Origin of the sequence: Desulfonatronospira thiodismutans ASO3-1, assembly GCF_000174435.1 — a bacterium.
Lineage (GTDB): Bacteria > Desulfobacterota > Desulfovibrionia > Desulfovibrionales > Desulfonatronovibrionaceae > Desulfonatronospira > Desulfonatronospira thiodismutans.
Genome location: NZ_ACJN02000003.1, coordinates 917,804 through 935,893, shown reverse-complemented (window position 1 = coordinate 935,893; position 18,090 = coordinate 917,804). Strand labels below are relative to the sequence as shown.

20 protein-coding genes are annotated in these 18,090 nt (G+C 53.2%); all 20 read left to right on the top strand.

Annotated features, from left to right (window positions below; all coding sequences use genetic code 11):
* Positions 1-24 precede the first annotated feature (24 nt).
* The 20 genes from DTHIO_RS16275 to DTHIO_RS16180 all read left to right on the top strand — a co-directional run bounded on the left by DTHIO_RS16275 (position 25) and on the right by DTHIO_RS16180 (position 18,075).
* Positions 25-285, top strand: coding sequence for a DUF5647 family protein (locus DTHIO_RS16275; protein WP_008871356.1), 261 nt, complete (start codon positions 25-27; stop codon positions 283-285).
* 80 nt (positions 286-365) lie between these two features.
* Positions 366-1,763 carry a signal recognition particle protein gene (gene ffh / locus DTHIO_RS16270; protein WP_008871355.1) on the top strand — a complete coding sequence of 466 codons (1,398 nt, stop codon included), beginning with the start codon at positions 366-368 and terminating at the stop codon, positions 1,761-1,763.
* Between the two features lie 174 nt (positions 1,764-1,937).
* Positions 1,938-2,177, top strand: coding sequence for a 30S ribosomal protein S16 (gene rpsP / locus DTHIO_RS16265; protein ID WP_008871354.1), 240 nt, complete (start codon positions 1,938-1,940; stop codon positions 2,175-2,177).
* A 247-nt stretch (positions 2,178-2,424) separates the two neighbouring features.
* Positions 2,425-2,655, top strand: coding sequence for a KH domain-containing protein (locus DTHIO_RS16260; protein WP_008871353.1), 231 nt, complete (start codon positions 2,425-2,427; stop codon positions 2,653-2,655).
* Between the two features lie 8 nt (positions 2,656-2,663).
* On the top strand, positions 2,664-3,200 hold the full coding sequence (rimM, locus tag DTHIO_RS16255; protein WP_008871352.1) for a ribosome maturation factor RimM: 537 nt from the start codon (positions 2,664-2,666) through the stop codon (positions 3,198-3,200).
* Between the two features lie 62 nt (positions 3,201-3,262).
* A complete protein-coding gene (trmD, locus tag DTHIO_RS16250) occupies positions 3,263-4,540 on the top strand; it encodes a tRNA (guanosine(37)-N1)-methyltransferase TrmD (protein WP_040419176.1) in 1,278 nt (425 codons plus the stop codon).
* Positions 4,541-4,635: 95 nt separating this feature from the next.
* Complete coding sequence (rplS, locus tag DTHIO_RS16245) at positions 4,636-4,995, top strand: 50S ribosomal protein L19 (RefSeq protein WP_008871350.1); 360 nt, start codon at positions 4,636-4,638, stop codon at positions 4,993-4,995.
* An 84-nt stretch (positions 4,996-5,079) separates the two neighbouring features.
* The gene (rnhB, locus tag DTHIO_RS16240) at positions 5,080-5,718 is read left to right on the top strand and encodes a ribonuclease HII (protein ID WP_244156401.1); all 639 of its coding nucleotides are present in this window, start codon (positions 5,080-5,082) and stop codon (positions 5,716-5,718) included.
* Positions 5,700-6,098, top strand: coding sequence for a YraN family protein (locus DTHIO_RS16235; RefSeq protein WP_008871348.1), 399 nt, complete (start codon positions 5,700-5,702; stop codon positions 6,096-6,098). Before rnhB ends, DTHIO_RS16235 begins: the two co-directional genes overlap by 19 nt.
* Positions 6,070-6,882, top strand: coding sequence for a 16S rRNA (cytidine(1402)-2'-O)-methyltransferase (gene rsmI / locus DTHIO_RS16230; RefSeq protein WP_244156386.1), 813 nt, complete (start codon positions 6,070-6,072; stop codon positions 6,880-6,882). Before DTHIO_RS16235 ends, rsmI begins: the two co-directional genes overlap by 29 nt.
* Before the next feature lie 71 nt (positions 6,883-6,953).
* Positions 6,954-7,715, top strand: a complete 762-nt coding sequence (locus DTHIO_RS16225) for a PTS system mannose/fructose/sorbose family transporter subunit IID (protein WP_008871346.1) — start codon at positions 6,954-6,956, stop codon at positions 7,713-7,715.
* A gap of 41 nt (positions 7,716-7,756) precedes the next feature.
* Positions 7,757-8,047: an HPr family phosphocarrier protein gene (locus DTHIO_RS16220; protein WP_008871345.1), complete on the top strand. Its 291-nt coding sequence runs from the start codon at positions 7,757-7,759 to the stop codon at positions 8,045-8,047.
* Between the two features lie 328 nt (positions 8,048-8,375).
* A complete protein-coding gene (ptsP, locus tag DTHIO_RS16215; RefSeq protein WP_008871344.1) occupies positions 8,376-10,145 on the top strand; it encodes a phosphoenolpyruvate--protein phosphotransferase in 1,770 nt (589 codons plus the stop codon).
* Between the two features lie 46 nt (positions 10,146-10,191).
* Complete coding sequence (locus tag DTHIO_RS16210; protein ID WP_008871343.1) at positions 10,192-10,962, top strand: MlaE family ABC transporter permease; 771 nt, start codon at positions 10,192-10,194, stop codon at positions 10,960-10,962.
* Positions 10,963-10,977: 15 nt separating this feature from the next.
* A complete protein-coding gene (locus DTHIO_RS16205) occupies positions 10,978-11,742 on the top strand; it encodes an ABC transporter ATP-binding protein (RefSeq protein ID WP_008871342.1) in 765 nt (254 codons plus the stop codon).
* Between the two features lie 60 nt (positions 11,743-11,802).
* A complete protein-coding gene (locus DTHIO_RS16200) occupies positions 11,803-13,320 on the top strand; it encodes an MlaD family protein (RefSeq protein WP_008871341.1) in 1,518 nt (505 codons plus the stop codon).
* A 25-nt stretch (positions 13,321-13,345) separates the two neighbouring features.
* The gene (locus DTHIO_RS16195; RefSeq protein ID WP_008871340.1) at positions 13,346-13,615 is read left to right on the top strand and encodes an amphi-Trp domain-containing protein; all 270 of its coding nucleotides are present in this window, start codon (positions 13,346-13,348) and stop codon (positions 13,613-13,615) included.
* Between the two features lie 94 nt (positions 13,616-13,709).
* Positions 13,710-14,573, top strand: a complete 864-nt coding sequence (locus DTHIO_RS16190; RefSeq protein ID WP_008871339.1) for a LytR/AlgR family response regulator transcription factor — start codon at positions 13,710-13,712, stop codon at positions 14,571-14,573.
* A 213-nt stretch (positions 14,574-14,786) separates the two neighbouring features.
* Positions 14,787-16,706, top strand: coding sequence for an acetate--CoA ligase (gene acs, locus DTHIO_RS16185; protein ID WP_008871338.1), 1,920 nt, complete (start codon positions 14,787-14,789; stop codon positions 16,704-16,706).
* Positions 16,707-16,836: 130 nt separating this feature from the next.
* On the top strand, positions 16,837-18,075 hold the full coding sequence (locus DTHIO_RS16180; RefSeq protein WP_040418847.1) for an inorganic phosphate transporter: 1,239 nt from the start codon (positions 16,837-16,839) through the stop codon (positions 18,073-18,075).
* The last annotated feature ends 15 nt before the right edge of the window (positions 18,076-18,090 follow it).

Genomic DNA, 18,090 nt, shown 5'->3' with positions numbered 1-18,090 from the left:
CAGCTATCTCAGGAGAAGAAAAAAATGACCAGGGAAGAATTATTCAAGAAAAATCAGCAGCTTTCCACTGAATTTGAGCTGTACCTGCTTGAACATCCCGAGGTGGAAGAAAAAATTCCTGACAATGCTGTGCTTGTTCTGCTTCCAGATTATGATCAGGAGTTGGCCTCCAGAAATATGGAGATTGCACAGGTTCAGAAAGAGGCTGGACAGGTTGTTGTTTATGTCAGGGTGGAGAAGCTGCGTAAGTCAAGAATCGACGGTCTTTCCCTAAAGGTGGCCTGATTCTAACTGCTTGACTTGTGCCTTGTTCGAGGCTAATATACTTCGTTTTTGCGTCCATTTTCAAGGGTGATTCAATATAAATGTTTGATAGTCTATCTGAACGGTTAAATTCCGTTTTTAAAAAGCTCAAGGGCCACGGCCGTCTGGATGAGCAGAATATCCAGGCGGGGATGCGCGAGGTGCGCCTGGCCCTGCTGGAAGCAGACGTCAACTACAAGGTCGTCAAGGACTTCACCCAGCGGGTCAAGGAGCGAGCCCTGGGCCAGGAGGTGCTCAAAAGCCTTACGCCCGGCCAGCAGGTGGTCAAGATTGTCAAGGAGGAACTGGAAGAACTCCTGGGCGGCGAGCAGCAGGGACTGGACCTCAAGGCCAAGCCGCCGGTGGTCATTATGATGGTTGGCCTGCAGGGCTCGGGTAAGACCACTTCCGCGGGCAAGCTGGCCCTGCATTTAAAGGGGCTCAAATATTCGCCCTATCTTGTGCCTGCGGACGTTTACCGTCCGGCGGCCATTGACCAGCTGCACAAGCTGGCCGGGGATCTGAACATGCCCGCCTATCCTTCCACCTCCAGCGACAACCCGGTGGATATCTGCATGCGCGCCCTGGAAGAAGCCAGGCAGAAGGCATATACTGCGGTGATATTTGATACCGCCGGACGTCTGCACATTGACGAGACCCTCATGCAGGAGCTGGTTTCCATCAAGGAGAAGTGCTCCCCCCATGAGATACTTTTCGTGGCCGATGCCATGACCGGGCAGGACGCGGTTACAGTGGCCCAGCGCTTCAATGACCTGCTGGACATTACCGGGGTGGTGCTGACCAAGATGGAAGGCGATGCCAGGGGCGGTGCCGCCCTCTCCATCAAGTCCATTACCAACAAGCCCATCAAGTTTGTGGGCACCGGGGAAAAGCTCACCGACCTGGAAGTTTTTCACCCGGACCGCGTTGCTTCCAGGATCCTGGGCATGGGGGACGTACTTACCCTCATTGAAAAGGCCCAGGAAGACATGGACCAGGATGAAGCCAGGGCCATGCAGGAGAAGTTCCAGAAGTCCAAGTTCGACCTGGATGATTTTCGCAAGCAGATGGGCCGGCTGAAGAAAATGGGCTCCATCGAAGGGCTCTTAAAGATGATTCCCGGCATGGGCAAGATGCGGGACAAGCTTAAGAATGTGCAGATGCCGGAAAAAGAGATGGGCAAGATGGATGCCATGATCAACTCCATGACCCGGCAGGAGCGCAGCAACCCCAAGATTTTCAATGCCTCGCGCAAGCAGAGGGTGGCCAGGGGCAGCGGGACTACGGTCCAGGATGTAAACCAGCTTCTGACCAACTTCGACCAGATGCAGAAGATGATGAAAAAGATGGTGGGCAAGGATGGTCAGCCCCAGCTGGATATGAACAGTCAGGGAATGCCTGTGCCTGGAAGGACCAAGACCAAACGCAAAAAAGTCAAGCGCAGAAAAAAGAAAAAATAAATCTGGACAAAACAGTATTCAAGTATATATTTTTCCTGAAAACTTGCCGTTTTCAGGGTCTATTCTGTTCGGCCCATGTTAAATCAAACCGGGAATACACTGGAATTTGATTTGAGGCTTCCAGGGTTGAGCAAAACAGAGCAAACTACAAAAGAATAAACGGGGGACGATTACATGGCTGTTAGACTTAGACTCACCAGGATGGGATCCAAAAAGAAACCTTTCTACCGCCTGGTGGCATTGGACAGCGAGACCAGACGCGACGGGCGCGCTCTGGAATATCTCGGGTACTACAATCCTTTGCAGGATCCGCCTGAGATCAAGATCAACATGGACAAGGTCAAGGCCTGGATGGACAAGGGTGCAAAGCCCACAGATACAGTACGCTCGCTTATAAAGAAGGCCAGCGCCTGAGAAAGGCTTCAGAGGCCTGTGCAGGAGAATGCCTGGCTGCCATGGTCTGAAAAGGTGGGTCTGCAAGTGTTCTGTCTTGCCGCCCGAACCATGCCTGGAGCGTTGCGATGTAAGTGAGTGACAGGCAAAATCAAGTAATTATAAGATAAAATTCATTGAATTGAACTTGCTTTTAAAGTCTCTGCAGTCAATTGATTACTGGGCAATCACCTGAAAATCTCTATTGAATCGATAATCGGAGGTGGTTATGAAGGAACTGATTGAATACATTGCCAAATCGCTGGTGGATAATCCGGATCAGGTCGAGGTTGCCGAAGTTGAAGGAGAGCAGACTTCAGTTATTGAACTCAAGGTGGCCAAAGAAGACCTGGGCAAGGTCATCGGCAGGCAGGGACGGACAGCGCGGGCCATGCGCACCATCCTGGGCGCTGCCTCCACCAAGGCTCAAAAGAGGACTGTTCTGGAAATAATTGAATAACTGATAAAATGTCTGCCAAAGACCTGTTGACCTGCGGGAAGGTGGTCAAACCACATGGACTCAAAGGGGAGATCTGCATAATCTGGTATGCAGACTCCCCTTTATTGTTGAAGAAAGCAGAGAAAATATATTTGCGGATGCCTGGAAAGCGCCCCAGGGCATTCACTCCCGAGTCCTCAAGAGAACACGGGAGCAGACTGTTGCTTCAACTGGAACAGATCACCGGCCGGGATCAGGCCGAAAAATGGCGGGGTGCGGAAATCCTTGCGGACTCCAAAGACCTGCCCCGCGATGATGATAACGAGATATACCTGCACGAACTCCTGGGTTGTAGTGTCTTCCTGGACAGCGGAGAATACCTGGGTGTGCTGCAGGGCTTTGTGCCCAGGAAAAATGGAGAAGTCTGGGAGATAGTCGACGAAAAGGGAAGAGAGATTTTATTCCCGGCAGAGGATGAGTTTATTGTCCATCTTGACCCAGAGGCCAAAAAAGCTGTTATTTCCCCTCCGGGAGGACTTCTGGAACTTTATCTCGGGGAAGATTGAGCCTGAGGCCCAGGTGGCTGCAGGGCAGCAGGCAGGGAGTTTACTTCAATCCAGGAACAAGCGTGCATTTCCATATTATTACCCTTTTCCCGGAATATTTTGATTCCCCCCTGTCCTGCGGGCTTATGGGCAAGGCCCTGGAAAAAGATGTCCTGGAGGTTTCCAGGATCAATCCCCGCGAATTTACCCGGGACAGGCACAGGACCGTGGATGACCGCCCATACGGTGGAGGTCCGGGCATGGTCATGCTCCTGGACCCCCTGGTTCAGGCCCTGAATGCAATGCCTCCAGGCTGCAGAAAGGTCCTTCTGACTCCCAAGGGAAAACCCCTGGATCAGTCTCTGGCCGCAAGCCTGGCCAAAGAGAATGACCTGGCCCTTGTATGCGGGCGCTACGAAGGTATTGACGCCCGCCTGGAAGAGCTTTTTGACCTGGACCTCGTGTCAGCAGGAGATTTTGTCTTAAACGGAGGAGAGGCGGCAGCCCTTTGCCTCATGGAGTCTGTGGCCAGGTTTCTGCCGGGTTTTCTGGGCAAGCAGGAATCAGCGGGTGAAGAGAGTTTTTCCTCGGGCCTTCTGGAATATCCACATTATACCCGGCCGGAGGAGTACGCCGGGCTTAAGGTGCCAGAGGTCCTTCTCTCCGGGGATCATGGCCGTATAGCTGCATGGCGCTGGCAAAAAGCCCTGGAAAATACTTTCAGGCAGCGCCCCGAGCTTCTAACCACCAGGCCTCTAACTTCTAACGACCTTGATTTTCTCCATGGACTGCAAAAGACCCGCCCCGCGCGCAATCTTTATCTGGCCCTGGTTCATCACCCGGTTAAAAATAAGATGGGCCAGGAGAGCACAACTTCTTTGACAAACTTAGATATTCACGATATAGGACGCGTTTGTGCCACTTATGGGCTTGGAGGATACTACCTGTGCACGCCTCTCAAGGATCAGCAGGTCCTGGCCCGAAGGCTTCTCAGTCACTGGAGGGAAGGTCCAGGAGCACGGGCCAATCCGGATCGGGCCCTGGCACTTGCGGGCGTCAACGTTGTTTCATCGCTTCAGGATGCAGTTGAAAATGTAGAGAGCCTTGCCGGTCGAAGACCCCGCATTGTAGCCACCAGCGCTTCCGGAGCCGGGGATATTGACTGCGGGCAGGTTTTCGAGCGTCTGGAAAAGGAGCCGGTTTTGATGGTGCTGGGCACAGGATACGGGCTTTCGGACAGGGTTGTTCAGGAAGCGGACAACCTGCTTACCCCTTTGCGGCTTCTTGGTGGATATAATCATCTCTCTGTACGTTCCGCTGCCTCAACCATAGTGGACCGCATTCTGGGGGATTTTGCCTGACCCGTTGTTATCAACTGCCACGGTTTACAGGGCTTAAAGAGGCTGCCCAGGATTCAAATTTAAAATCAATCAGTTTTTCTTCAGGAGCAAGAACCATGAATATCATGCAGCAGATCCAGCAGGAACAGATGCGTACGGATATCCCCGGCTTCAAGGCCGGAGATACGGTTAAAGTCCACGTTCGTATCATAGAAGGTGAGAAGGAAAGGGTTCAGGTTTTTCAGGGCACCGTGCTCAGGGTTAAGCGCGGAACAACGAACTCCACCTTTCTGGTGCGCAAGATTTCCGATGGAGTGGGAGTGGAGAGGGTTTTTCCCCTGAACTCTCCTTTTATCGAGAAAGTGGAAGTGGTTACCCGGGGCAAGGTCAGACAGGGCCGCATCTACTTCCTGCGCAAGCTCAGGGGCAAGGCTGCCCGTATCAAGGCCAGGACCGACTGGCACAAGGGCAACTGATACCAAACCTAAGTCTATTGCAGCGGATAAAGATGAAATAACCGGCTGGTACTCATCTTTATCCGCCTGGAAACAGGGGTGTGGGTGAAAGCATACGGGCATCCCGCTTTGAATCTTCAGTCGGGCTTCGACCCTGTGCCTCCAGCAGGTCTTGATGAGGCCGGCAGGGGTTGTCTGGCCGGGCCTGTGGTGGCAGCCGTTGTGGTGTTGCCCCTTGATGCGCAAATCGCCCGCCTCACCGACTCCAAAAAGATCACCTCGAAAGTACGTGAATCCCTGATTCCGGAAATTAAATCCACCTGCCTTGCCTGGTCCCTGGGCCTTGCCTGGCCCCGGGAAATCGACCGCATAAATATCCTGCAGGCCACCATGACCGCCATGAAAAGGGCAGTACTGCACCTTGGCCTTACCCCTGGACAGCTACTTGTCGACGGCAACCAGAAAATTCCATTGAATATTCCCCAGAAATGCATTGTCGGTGGCGATATGACCGAGCCCTGTATCTCTGCAGCCTCAATCCTGGCCAAAACTTTCAGAGATATGCTCATGACCAAGCTGGACAGGCGCTATCCGGGATACGGGTTTGGCCAGCACAAGGGCTACGGCACAAGAAAGCACCTGCAGGCCCTCAAAAGCCTTGGGGCTTCGCCCATGCACAGGAAAAGCTTTAAAGGAGTGCTGCCAAGACCGCGGGAGAAAGTGCCTTGTCTGCCCATAACCTGAATCTTGGCCGCTACGGTGAAGAAGTCGCCAGGGATTATCTCACGGAAAATGGGTACAGGATAAAGGAGCGCAACTGGAGAGCACGGGGCGGCGAGCTGGATCTGGTATGCACATGTGGTGACTGTATCGTTTTTGTCGAGGTCAAGACCCGGGCCGAGGAAGGCATGGGGCATCCCTTAGAGAGCCTTGGGTTCAAGCAGCAGAAAAAACTGCTGCGCACGGCCGGGCTTTACCTGAGCAGGCACAATATGTGGTCCAGTCAGAGCCGTTTTGATTTCATCTGTGTAACTGTTGGCCGGGAAGTACAAATTGAGCATATCCAAAACGCCATCGAGTTCAGCTCTGTGGGTCGTGGCCACACCCCTTGGCAACCCTGGTGATCTGTCCCCCAGGGCTGCAGAGGTCCTGTCCGGATGCGATTTTGTTCTGGCTGAAGATACCAGGCGGGCCGGGTTATTGTTCAAAAACCTGGACATTAAAGCCGGTGAGCTTTTGAGCTTTCATGAGCACAATGAAGAAAAGCGCATGCACAGAGTGGCTGACAGAATCCAGGCCGGGGAAAACTGTGCACTCATAAGTGATGCCGGCACTCCTCTCATGGCCGACCCTGGCTACCGCCTGGTGCGCCACTGCCGCGAGTCTGGAATCAGGGTGGTGCCCATACCCGGCCCCTGTTCCTTTGTAGCCGCCCTGACTGCATCCGGGCTTCCCCCCTATCCCTTTGCGTTTTTGGGATTTTTGCCCAGAAAGCCGGCTGAACTGGAGAAGGTTTTTAAAAACTGGCAGGAAATGCCTGCAACCCTGGTTTTCTTTGAGCGCAAAAACAGGGTGCAAAGCACACTGGACAAGGCATACAGGGTGCTTGGCAACAGGGAGTTCTGCCTGGCCAGGGAGCTGACCAAGACATTCGAGGAATTTATCCGGGGCAGGCTGGACAGGATTGAACTGGACCAGGATAGTCTGCGAGGGGAAATAACCGTCATCATCGGCCCGCCTGATCCGGCTGACTTGACAAAAGACGCTGAAAACGTGAAGGATTTGATAACCAGGTATCTGGAGCAGGGGCTTCTGCCCAGAGATGTTGTACGCGAAGTGCGAAAGGAGGCCAAAGGGTGGAGCGGCAAGGATATTTATGCCCTGATGCAGGATATACGTTCAAGATAGCGTGGACAGCACGTTTTTTTCTGTAAAAAAGGCCGGTAACAAACAAACCGGTTCTGGAACAAGATCAGTCTATGGCCCATCTGGACTTTAAAACCCTCAGCAGATGCCTGTTGCGCAGTCAGTTAGTGGGATGCGCCTTCAACACCCGGGGACTGCAGAATATCGGCCTGGCCTATGCCCTGGAACCCGGCCTGCAGAAGATTTATTCCGGTGATCCCCAGGGGCTGCAGAAAGCAAGGCGCAGGCATCTCAAGTTCTACAACACTCACCCCTTCTGGAATCCTTTGCTGGTGGGAATTTTTCTGACACTGGAAAACAAGATTTCCAGGGAGCTTTTCCCACCCGCATCTCTTCCTGGAGTCAAATCCACTCTTGTGTATACCCTGTCAGCCATTGGGGACTCCTTTTTCAGCGGCAGTCTCCTGGTCACCTGGGCCTTGGTGACCATGGTCCTGGTTATGGCCGGGTTTTTCTGGCCGGCCATCATCCTGGGCATAATTTTTTTTCTGGCTCTGCAACTGTTTAAAATGTACATTTTTCACCAGGGATATGTGCAGGGCATAGTGTTTGTGCAGCGGCTAAAGCGCTGGAATCTCATTAACTGGGGTACCAGGCTAAAGGTTGTCAATGCCTTGCTGGTTCTTTGTTTTTGGCTTGTAATCTGGCCGTTTAAGTGGCATATATTAAACTTTATCGGGGTATGTTTTCTGGGACTTATAATGGCCTGGGTGTTCAGAAGGATTCAATGGAGCCGGGAGATTTTTCTGACAGGGGTTCTATTGCTGAGTCTCCTGCTGCCCTGGGATCAGATGGTTAACAATTTCGTATTTTAATCTTTTTCCACCAGTGAATACAATCTGCCGGGGGTATTTTAATGGATATGGCGGAAGAAAACATCTGCGAGACAACAATAAGCCTGCATAACGAGTTTGGTCTTCATGCCCGTCCTGCCGGGAGGATAGCCAAAGCGGCCCAGCAGTTCGAGGCCAGGATAATGATAGGTTTTGACGGGCGGGAAGTGGATGCCAAGAGCATCCTGGACATACTAAGCCTGGCCGCACCCAATGGAAGCGCCCTGCGCATCCATGCCCAGGGTAATGATGCCAGGCATGCAGTGGAACATCTTGAAAATATATTCCGGGAAAAGCTAAGAGAGGACGGATAACTGGACGGGTAACCATTCAGGGGGTCCTCGGTGTTGATTACTGGCACAAGGCCTGGGGACTGTCCCTCGCTGTGTAGGTCTGTGCAGGATCACGGAATTTTGCGCTTGTAATTTTGGCGATTGTGAAGGCAAGGTGTCGCGGGGACTGTCCCCAGGCCGATTCCGGCATCCCCCTGAATGGTTACCTGCCCGTCAGTGGATTCAGGGCCGCGGACTCTCTGAATTCAGGTCAGATTCAGCAGCAAACGGTTTTGCCCACTTTAAACAGACCAGTCTCATGGCATCTAGACACCCTCGGGGAGGCTCTTTGCTAAAGGTGTAATAAATTATGGCCTCAAAGATATTCAAAGGCATTCCGGTTTCAGCAGGACTGGCCATAGGCAGGACCTATTTTCTGAATCGTGAAGCCGGTACATCTATAGTCCGGATCAACATAGTTCCGGAACAGGTCCCTCAGGAGACGGCCAGGCTCAAGCAGGGGTTTAATTCAGCCCTTGAGGAGCTGGAAAGCATCCTCAGGAAGGTTCCCGGGGACCTGAAGGAGCAGGCCGCCATAATTGATTCACACATAATGATATTGCGGGACGAAAAGTTTCAGCAATCGGCCTGCGACTATGTGCACTCCAGGCTGATAAACGCGGAGTGGGCCCTGGACAATGCAGTCAGCGACATAGAAAAGGCCTTCAGCCGGATAGAGGACGAATACATCCGCAGCAGGACACAGGATGTGCGGCTGGTTGCAGGCCGGGTGCGCAGCAAGCTCTACGGTCAGTCCAAAAGTTACGACAGCAAGCCCGAGAGAATGATCCTGCTGGCACATGACCTTTCTCCGGCCGATACCATAGAGCTCAAGCTGGACAAGATTATGGCCTTTGCCACGGCCACCGGCGGCAAGACTTCCCATGCCGGCATAATCGCCCGTTCCCTGCAGATACCCGCCATCGTGGGCGCAGAAGGCCTGGAAGAGATCCAGGACGATCATGTAGTGATTCTGGACGGGTTCAGCGGCAAGATCATCGTTGAGCCGGATGCGGAAGAACTTACCCATTACACCGATCTCAAACAGCGCTTTTCTGAATACTATTCCCAGATCAAGCGCAACTGCTACCTGCCTGCGGAAACCATAGACGGCTACCAGATGCAGGTGCTGGCGAACATAGAGCTCTTTGAAGAAGTGACCTCGGTAATTGACAACGGCGGGGAGGGTATAGGTCTCTATCGTACCGAGTACAGCTTTTTAAACCGCAACAGCTGGCCGTCGGAAGAGGAGCTTTACGAAGAATACCGGGACATGGCTTCCATTGTTTATCCCCAGAAGGTAGTGTTTCGTACTCTGGACCTGGGAGCGGACAAGATATCGCCTCACTTCGGACCCCTGGAAGAGGTCAACCCCGCACTTGGACTGCGGGCCATCAGGTTCTGCCAGCAGAACCTGGGGCTTTTCAAGGCTCAGCTGCGAGCGATTTTAAGGGCCAGCACACTGGGGAATGTTGCAGTTATGTTTCCCATGATTTCCGGACTGCAGGAACTGCGGGAGGTCAAGGAGATATATTTCGACGTCCGGGAGGAGATGCGCAGACAGGGCCAGCCTTTTAACGAAGAGGTCCCCTTCGGGATTATGATCGAGCTTCCCAGCGCGGTTTTTATTGCCGATGTTCTGGCCAGGGAGGTGGACTTTTTCAGCATCGGCACCAATGACCTCATTCAGTATTCACTGGGAATAGACCGCACCAACAGGTATGTATCCTATCTTTATCAGCCCCTGCACCCGGCCATCCTGCGAAGCATCAAGTATGTGGTTGATGCAGGTCACGAGGCAGGGATAGAGGTCAATGTCTGCGGAGAGGTGGCAGCTGATCCCTACTGCATACCAATACTCATGGGCATGCAGCTGGATTCCATAAGCCTCAATCCCCAGGCTATCCCGGGCATCAAGCGCATAATCCGTCAGACCACCATGGATGAGTGCAAGGACCTATTGAAACAGGTGCTCAGCTGCAGCCAGGTTCAGCAAAGCAACCGCCTGGTTCGGGAAAAGATTTTCACCCGCTTTCCAGAGGAGCTCATGTTTTATACTTCACTGATAGAAGAATCCTGAGGGGACGAATGAGTCTGCAAGATCTAAAATTTAAAGTGCTTATAGTATGAAATCAATACTTGGCTGGCTGGGACATCAGACCCTGGGATTTCTCCAGGAACTGGGCCGGATTATGGTGCTTTTTCTCCAGGCCCTGTCCTGGCTGGTAAGACCTCCCTTCAGGATCAGGCTTTTCTTCAAGCAGATGGAGTTCATCGGGGTCAATTCCCTGTTCGTGGTGGCCCTGACTTCCCTTTTTACAGGCATGGTCCTGGCCCTGCAGACTTTTTACGCCTTCAGCATGTTCGGGGCCGAGACCCTGGTGGGGGCTACAGTGGCCCTGTCCATGACCCGGGAGCTGGGTCCGGTGATTACCGGGCTCATGGTAACAGGCAGGGCGGGTTCGGCCATCTGTGCCGAGATTGGGACCATGCGGGTCACTGAACAGGTGGACGCCCTGACGGTCATGGCCATAAATCCGGTACAGTACCTGGTATTGCCAAGAATCGTGGCCGGGGTCATTATGCTGCCTCTTTTGACCATTATCAGCAATACCATGGGAATCCTGGGGGGTTACCTCGTGGGAGTACAGCTTCTGGATATCCACGGGGGCATGTTTTTGAACAAAATCCAGGAGCACGTGACTATGGCCGATGTTTACAACGGGCTTATCAAGGCCTCGGCGTTCGGAGGGATCCTTACCCTGGTGGGATGCTACAAAGGTTTTTACACCCGTGGCGGTGCAGAAGGCGTGGGCAGATCCACCACCCAGGCAGTGGTCATGTCTTCGGTACTGATTCTGGTAAGCGATTATTTTCTGACTGCGCTCATGTTTTAGAGGACAGAGGTCAGTATGCAGCAGGACAGGGACATTATACATATCGAGAGCCTGTACAAGAGCTTCGGGGATTTCCGGGTGCTGGACGGGCTGGATCTCACCCTGGAAAAGGACCGGGTGAATATTATTATAGGCAGAAGCGGTGGTGGCAAAAGTGTGCTCATTAAGCACATTATCGGGCTTTTGAAGCCGGACAGGGGCCGGATCCTGGTGCGCGGGGAAGATATAGTGCCCATGGATGAAGGGGCAATGGCCCGGGTGCGCAGGGATTTCGGCATGCTCTTTCAGGAGGCTGCTCTTTTTGATTCCCTGAATGTGCATGAGAATGTGGCTTTTCCCTTGCATGAACATACCTCCAAAAGTTATAGCGAGATTGACGAGGTGGTGCAGGCCAAACTTGCGGCTGTGGGGCTGCAGGGCATGGATAAAAAAATGCCGGCGGAGCTTTCAGGGGGAATGCGCAAAAGGGTCGGCCTGGCCAGGGCCTTAGCCCTGGAGCCGAAAATCGTTCTCTTTGATGAGCCGACTTCCGGTCTTGATCCGGTTATGGCCGCGGCCATCAATGAACTTATACAGAGGACCAGGCAGGAATTCGGGGCCACCTGCATAGTGATCAGTCACGATATTGACGCCACCATGAAGATAGCCGACAATATATTCATGCTTTATGAGGGCAAGATTATCGCCCGGGGCAGTCCCGAGGAACTAAACGAAAACACTGATCCAGTGGTCAGGCAGTTCATCAGGGGTGAAGCCCGGGGTCCCATCAAGGTCAATTAATTTTCAACCACAAACATGACCTGTGTATTCTGCTGCACCGGTTCATGAATCAGGGGTGTTATGGCCAAGACTGCCAGCGTGGAAATCAAGGTGGGCATTTTTGTCCTCATAGCCATCGTGCTTCTGGGGTATCTGACCACAGTACTTACCAGAGATCGGATAATCACCAGGGACACTTACGAGATCCATGCCTATTTTGATAATGTCACCGGTCTTCGCACCAATTCCCCGGTGGAAATTGCCGGGATCGATGTAGGTACGGTCAAGGACATCACCCTGCATGAGAACAGGGCCAGGGTAACCATGGCCATACGTCCGGACATTGACGTACACGCCGATTCACAGGCAACCATCCGTACCAGGGGGGTTCTGGGAGACAAGTTCGTGGAGGTCAACCCCGGCAGCGCCACCGAGCCCACCCTTGAGGACGGTGGAGTCGTATCCCGCGGGGTGCAGCCCACGGACCTGGACCAGGTCATGGCCCGAATAGGAGATATTGCAGATGATATAAGCGAGGTCTCCAGGAGTGTATCCAATGTATTCGGAGGACCTGAAGGCGAGCAGGATATGCGCGAGTTTTTCGACAACCTGCGCGAAGCAGCGGTGCATATGAACCAGATAGTACAGACCAATGCCCGGGGCATTGAAAAGATCGTGGCCAACCTGCAGGACTTTTCCGGGGATCTGAAAACAATAAGCGAGACCAACAAAGAAGGCATAACTCATATTGTGGACAATTTTTCCCAGGCCTCCAGCCAGCTCAATGTTTCCCTGGAACAACTGGGAGAGATAATGGACACGGCCCAGCACGGAGAGGGGCCTGTGGCCACCCTCCTGGAAGACCGCCAGATGAGCGAGGACATGCGCCGCACTGCTGCATCACTGGAGAGCCTTACCCGCAAGCTGGACGAGGGCGAAGGTACCCTGGGCAAACTCATTAGCGAGGATGACACCGGCAGAAAGATTGATGATGCCCTGGATGGGATCAATGAGTTCCTGGACCGCTATGACCGTTTTCAGACAGTGGTGGATTTTCGCAGCGAATACATGGCCAGCACCGGAGATATGAAATCCTACCTGGACCTGACCCTGCAGCCGGCCGAGGACAGGTTCTACATGCTCTCCCTCATCGATGATCCCAAGGGGCGCACCCGGACCACGGAGACAGTGGAGCGCGAAAGGGTGGATGGCGGACAATGGACGGTAACGGAAACCGAAGAGGAAAAGACCTACAAGGACCGGCTCAAGTTCTCCGCCCAGCTGGCCAAAAGATGGAACGACTTCATCCTGCGCGGGGGGCTTATCGAATCCACCGGGGGATTCGGCATGGATTATTTTCTCTGGGATGAGCGCATCAAGCTCTATACAGATGTTTTTGATCTGGGAGCGGACCGCCCGCATGTTAAATCCGGGGCCAACCTCTATTTTCTGGACAATTTTTACCTCACCGCCGGATTTGACGATTATCTGAGCAAGCACGGGGACAGTTCGTTTTTTGGAGGGCTTGGATTTTACTTTACAGACGAGGATCTGAAGTATCTCATGTCATCGGTGCCTGTACCTGACGGCAATTTTTAAAAACTTATACAGGAGGCTTTGCAAGATGGAAGTTGTACTGTTTAAAAGCGAAGAAAAGAAAAGTACCCAGGAAGTGGCCGCAATCCTGCGCCAGATTGCGGACAAGGTGGAATCCGGTGAAGTGGTGCTGACCCGGGGACAGGAGGAGGTCCGGCTGCAGATACCTCCTAATGTGACTCTGGAACTCAAGGTGGAGGAGGAAACCAAGAGGAGCACCAAGAAATCACTGGAGATCGAGATTGAATGGCCTGAAGGTGAAGAGGGAAAACCCCGGGGAGATGTAAGCATCGGCTGATGACGGCTTTTACTTTTACTCAGAATTCAAGGGCGATCCGCATCCTGGCCAGGGTAAACTGCCAGGAGAAGGATAATAGTCCGGGGCCTGGAAGATGTCTACTTTAAAAGCTTTGATCGTACATCCCGACCGCGAGGTGACCCTCAAGCTGCGCGAATTTTTCGCGGGGGAGAAGAGGATAAAAATCCTGGGCGAGGCTGTCAGTTCCAATGAGGCCTTGGAACTCCTGGAAAGCATATCCTACGATGTGTTTTTCCTGGGGATAGATCTGCCCGACGGAGTCAGCGGCATGGAGCTTACCCAGATGCTGGCTCAAAGAAAGTTCAGGCCGCACATAGTACTCATCGCCCTTGACCAGCAGCACGCCTACAAGGCCTTTGAACTGGGCGTGGCCGACTACCTGATCTGGCCTTTTGAGACAGGCAGACTGGAAAATACAGTGGACAGGCTGCTTCGTTATACCGAAATGCCGCACACGGCCGAAAAAGAGGTTTACGACTCCCAGGGTTCTGAGCGTTCCCGGGATGAGGGAACCGTTCACCTGCCCATGGCCGATGCTGATGAGGATTCTTTTCTCAATGCCCTGCGCCAGGCCTGGGATGTTTCGCCCAGAAAGCAGCTTGAGATTGAAAAACTGCCCATTAACCAGGAAGGAAAGCTTCTTTTGGTACCCTACAATCAGATAGTCTTTGTGGAGGCCTACGAAGACTACAGCTTTGTACATACCTTCAAGGAGAAATTTTTGACCTCCTACCGTCTCAAAAGTCTTGAAGAAAGACTGAACAAGCACGGTTTTTTCCGGGTGCACAGAAAGTACCTGGTGAACCTGGAGATGGTCACGGAGATAGCCTCCATGCCCGGCAGCAATTTCATGCTCAGAACCGCCGGTAAAACGAAAATCGAGCTGCCCATCAGCCGAAGGAGAATCAACGACCTGAAGCAGATTCTGGGACTCTAACTGCCTCACCGTTCAACGTGACCTATCAGCCTTTAGTCGATAATCTATGTCGATTTTTCTTGTATGATATAAACATGCACCGGAACTTGCGGCGTAAGCAGTTGCATATCAGCCGCAAACCGCCTGATGAACCGGTTGTCTGGAGGTCCGGGAAAAAACTCCAGAACGTTTTTTAATGATTACTATTCGGACTGAGTTTAAAGGAGGAGTGTTATGGAAGACAAAGGAGCCCTTGACTCTTTGCTGCAAGAGGAGAGGATTTTTCGGCCGTTGCCCCAGATGGTAATCGATGCCAACATCAATCCGCAGGAATATTCGGCGGTGATGAAACAGTGCCAGGAAAACTACCTGGACTACTGGGAAGATGCAGCCAAGGAGATGGACTGGTTCAAGAAATGGGACAAGGTCCTGGATGATTCCGAGGCCCCGTTCTACAAGTGGTTTACCGGTGCCAAGTGCAACATTGTTTACAATGCCCTGGACAGGCACATCAATACGGCCAACAAGAACAAGCTGGCCTTGATCTGGGAGGGCGAGCCCGGGGATACCAAGAAGTTCACCTATTATGAGCTCTACCGGGCTGTAAACCGCTTTGCCAACGCCCTGCGGTCCCTGGGCATCAAGAAGGGCGACCGGGTGGTGCTCTACATGCCGCCATTGCCGGAGACTATGATTTCCATCCTGGCGGTGGCCAAGATTGGAGCGGTGCACAGCATGGTCTTTGCCGGCTTTTCCGCCAAGGCCCTGCGCGAGCGCATTCAGGACGCCGAGGCCAAGCTGGTCATTACTGCCGACGGATTTTACCGCAACGGCCGGCCGGCCAATGTCAAGAACCTGGTGGACAAGGCCCTGGTGGGCGGCTGCGAAACCGTGGATACCGTGGTGGTAGTTCACCGGGCAGGCGTGGAAGTGGAAATGACCGAGATGCGCGATATCTGGTATGAAGACCTGGTGCGCCAGGAAAGCCCGGTATCCGAAACCGAGGTCATGGACTCCGAGGACATGCTCTTTTTGCTTTACAGTTCCGGGACCACGGGCAAGCCCAAGGGGATCGTGCATACCCACGGCGGGTATATGGTAGGGGTGCACCGTACCCTGAACTGGATTTTCGACATCAAGCCCACGGATATTTTCTGGTGCACTGCGGACATGGGCTGGATCACCGGTCACAGCTACGTGGTATACGGTCCGCTTATGGCCGGTACCACCACCATGCTCTTTGAGGGACACCCCCTGTATCCCCAGGCGGACCGGCTTTGGCAGATGGTAGCCCGCTACGGTGTAACCATTTTTTACACCGCGCCCACCCTGATACGCATGCTTATGCGTTTCGGCAGCCAGTATCCCAAGCAGCACGATCTATCCACCCTGAGGCTTCTGGGAAGCGTAGGCGAGCCCATCAATCCTGAAGCCTGGATGTGGTACTACAACAATATAGGCCGGGCCGAATGTCCCATTATTGACACCTGGTGGCAGACTGAGACCGGTTCGGTTATGATCAGCCCCTTTCCCATAACTCTGCTCAAACCCGGGTCCTGCAGTAAACCCCTGCCGGGCATCGAGGCTGACGTGGTGGACGAGGAGGGCAATCCAGTGCCTCCGGGCAAGGGTGGCCAGCTCATCATCAAGAAGCCCTGGCCCTCCATGCTGCGGACCCTGTACAAGGACCCGGAGCGCTACAAAAAGACCTACTGGGAAAAGATCCCCGGAGTTTACCTGGCCGGGGACGTGGCCCGCAAGGACGAGGACGGCTATTTCTGGATCCAGGGCCGCTCCGACGACGTCATCAGTATCGCCGGGCACAGGGTGGGTTCTGCTGAAATCGAAAGCGCCCTGGTGGCTCACAAGGCCGTGTCCGAGGCTGCAGTCATCGGAGTGCCGGACAAGATCAAGGGCGAAGTGGCCAAGGCCTTTGTCACTCTTAGTGCTGAATACACAGTTGACGATCCGGATGAACTCATCAAGACTCTCAAGTCCCATGTAAGATCCGAGCTTGGACCTGTTGCGGTAATCAAGGGTATTGAGTTCAGGGACACCCTGCCCAAGACCCGCAGCGGCAAGATCATGCGCCGGGTGCTCAAGGCTCAGGAACTGGGCGAGGACGTGGGAGATACCTCCACACTGGAAGATTGATCCCAAGAGGCCTCTGATATTGGAGGTCAAAAAACAGTTGACTTGAGGGCGAAATTCGTTTTTTTTCGGTTTCGCCCTCAAGTTTTTTATGTCTTGTTTTCCGGGCATCCAACTGAAACAGGGGTGTAGCTTGGAGTTTTACGATCTGATATTTTATCTGTCCATGCTGGCCGGACTGCTCATGGCCTTCAGCCTGGGAGCAAATGACCTGGCCAATACCATGGCTACTGCAGTAGGTTCCAAGGCTTTGACCGTGCGTCAGGCGGTGATGATCGCCGCCCCCCTGACTTTTGTCGGGGCTGTATTTCTGGGAGCCCATGTCACGGCAACTATAACCAGGGGAGTGGTCAATCCAGAACATATAGCCGATCCCAAGCTGATGGTCCTGGGTATGTTTTCCGCCCTGCTGGCGGCTGCCTTATGGGTGTTCATCGCCAGCGTGGCTTCTCTGCCGGTATCCACAACCCACTCCATTGTGGGCAGCGTCCTGGGTTTTGGAATTGTGGCCGGCGGTCCGGAGGTTGTGAACTGGGCGATTCTACTGGTGGTGGTTCTTTCCTGGCTCATTTCGCCGATTTTTGCAGGTGCCCTGGCGTATCTGATATTTACTCATATCAGAAAGTTTATTTTTTATCAGAAGCATTATTTAGAGCAGGCCAGAATCTGGGCCCCCCGATGGATCGGGTTGACCGTTTTGATCCTGGGCTTTTCATTTGTTTTCAAAACTCCGCTGTATGATGCTATAGATATGGGTGTGCCGTTTGCCGTGTTTTTGATTGTGGCTCTGGCGTGCCTGGCCTGGGCTTTTTTCAGATATTTGATTAATAAAATCACCAGGCACATGGAGCAAAATGTGGAGAATGTAGAGGGCATTTTCCGCAAGCTGCAGATCATGACTTCGTCCTATGTTTCTCTTTCTCTTGGAGCCAATGATGTTGCCAACGCAGTAGGCCCGGTGGCTGTAATTTATATCATTGTCCGGCAGCAGGAGCTTGTGGAGCAGGCTGATATCCCAATCTTTCTGCTGGTAATGGGGGGGCTTGGCATAGCCCTTGGCATAGCCCTTCTTGGGGCCAGGGTCATCCGGACGGTGGGAACGCGAATAACCACCCTGACCCATACCCGGGGATTTTCTGTTAATTACGGCTCTGCTACAGCTGTCCTGGTGGCCTCCATGCTGGGAATGCCGGTTTCCACCACCCATGCCTGCGTTGGGGGAGTTACAGGAGTCGGCCTGGCCCGGGGATTCAGCGCCATCGACCTGACTGTGCTTTTGCGTATCGTGGCTTACTGGGTGTTGACGGTGCCTATAGCCGCTCTGACCTGCATTGTTATTTTCCAGACATTGCGCTGGACTTTTGTCTTATAGATTTAATCGACTCCA

Bases quoted from the DNA above. Each gene is read 5' to 3' on its own strand.
- DTHIO_RS16275 (WP_008871356.1), top strand. From the start codon at position 25: ATGACCAGGGAAGAATTATTCAAGAAAAATCAGCAGCTTTCCACTGAA.
- ffh (WP_008871355.1), top strand. From the start codon at position 366: ATGTTTGATAGTCTATCTGAACGGTTAAATTCCGTTTTTAAAAAGCTC.
- rpsP (WP_008871354.1), top strand. From the start codon at position 1,938: ATGGCTGTTAGACTTAGACTCACCAGGATGGGATCCAAAAAGAAACCT.
- DTHIO_RS16260 (WP_008871353.1), top strand. From the start codon at position 2,425: ATGAAGGAACTGATTGAATACATTGCCAAATCGCTGGTGGATAATCCG.
- rimM (WP_008871352.1), top strand. From the start codon at position 2,664: ATGTCTGCCAAAGACCTGTTGACCTGCGGGAAGGTGGTCAAACCACAT.
- rplS (WP_008871350.1), top strand. From the start codon at position 4,636: ATGAATATCATGCAGCAGATCCAGCAGGAACAGATGCGTACGGATATC.
- DTHIO_RS16225 (WP_008871346.1), top strand. From the start codon at position 6,954: ATGGCCCATCTGGACTTTAAAACCCTCAGCAGATGCCTGTTGCGCAGT.
- DTHIO_RS16220 (WP_008871345.1), top strand. From the start codon at position 7,757: ATGGATATGGCGGAAGAAAACATCTGCGAGACAACAATAAGCCTGCAT.
- ptsP (WP_008871344.1), top strand. From the start codon at position 8,376: ATGGCCTCAAAGATATTCAAAGGCATTCCGGTTTCAGCAGGACTGGCC.
- DTHIO_RS16210 (WP_008871343.1), top strand. From the start codon at position 10,192: ATGAAATCAATACTTGGCTGGCTGGGACATCAGACCCTGGGATTTCTC.
- DTHIO_RS16205 (WP_008871342.1), top strand. From the start codon at position 10,978: ATGCAGCAGGACAGGGACATTATACATATCGAGAGCCTGTACAAGAGC.
- DTHIO_RS16200 (WP_008871341.1), top strand. From the start codon at position 11,803: ATGGCCAAGACTGCCAGCGTGGAAATCAAGGTGGGCATTTTTGTCCTC.
- DTHIO_RS16195 (WP_008871340.1), top strand. From the start codon at position 13,346: ATGGAAGTTGTACTGTTTAAAAGCGAAGAAAAGAAAAGTACCCAGGAA.
- DTHIO_RS16190 (WP_008871339.1), top strand. From the start codon at position 13,710: ATGTCTACTTTAAAAGCTTTGATCGTACATCCCGACCGCGAGGTGACC.
- acs (WP_008871338.1), top strand. From the start codon at position 14,787: ATGGAAGACAAAGGAGCCCTTGACTCTTTGCTGCAAGAGGAGAGGATT.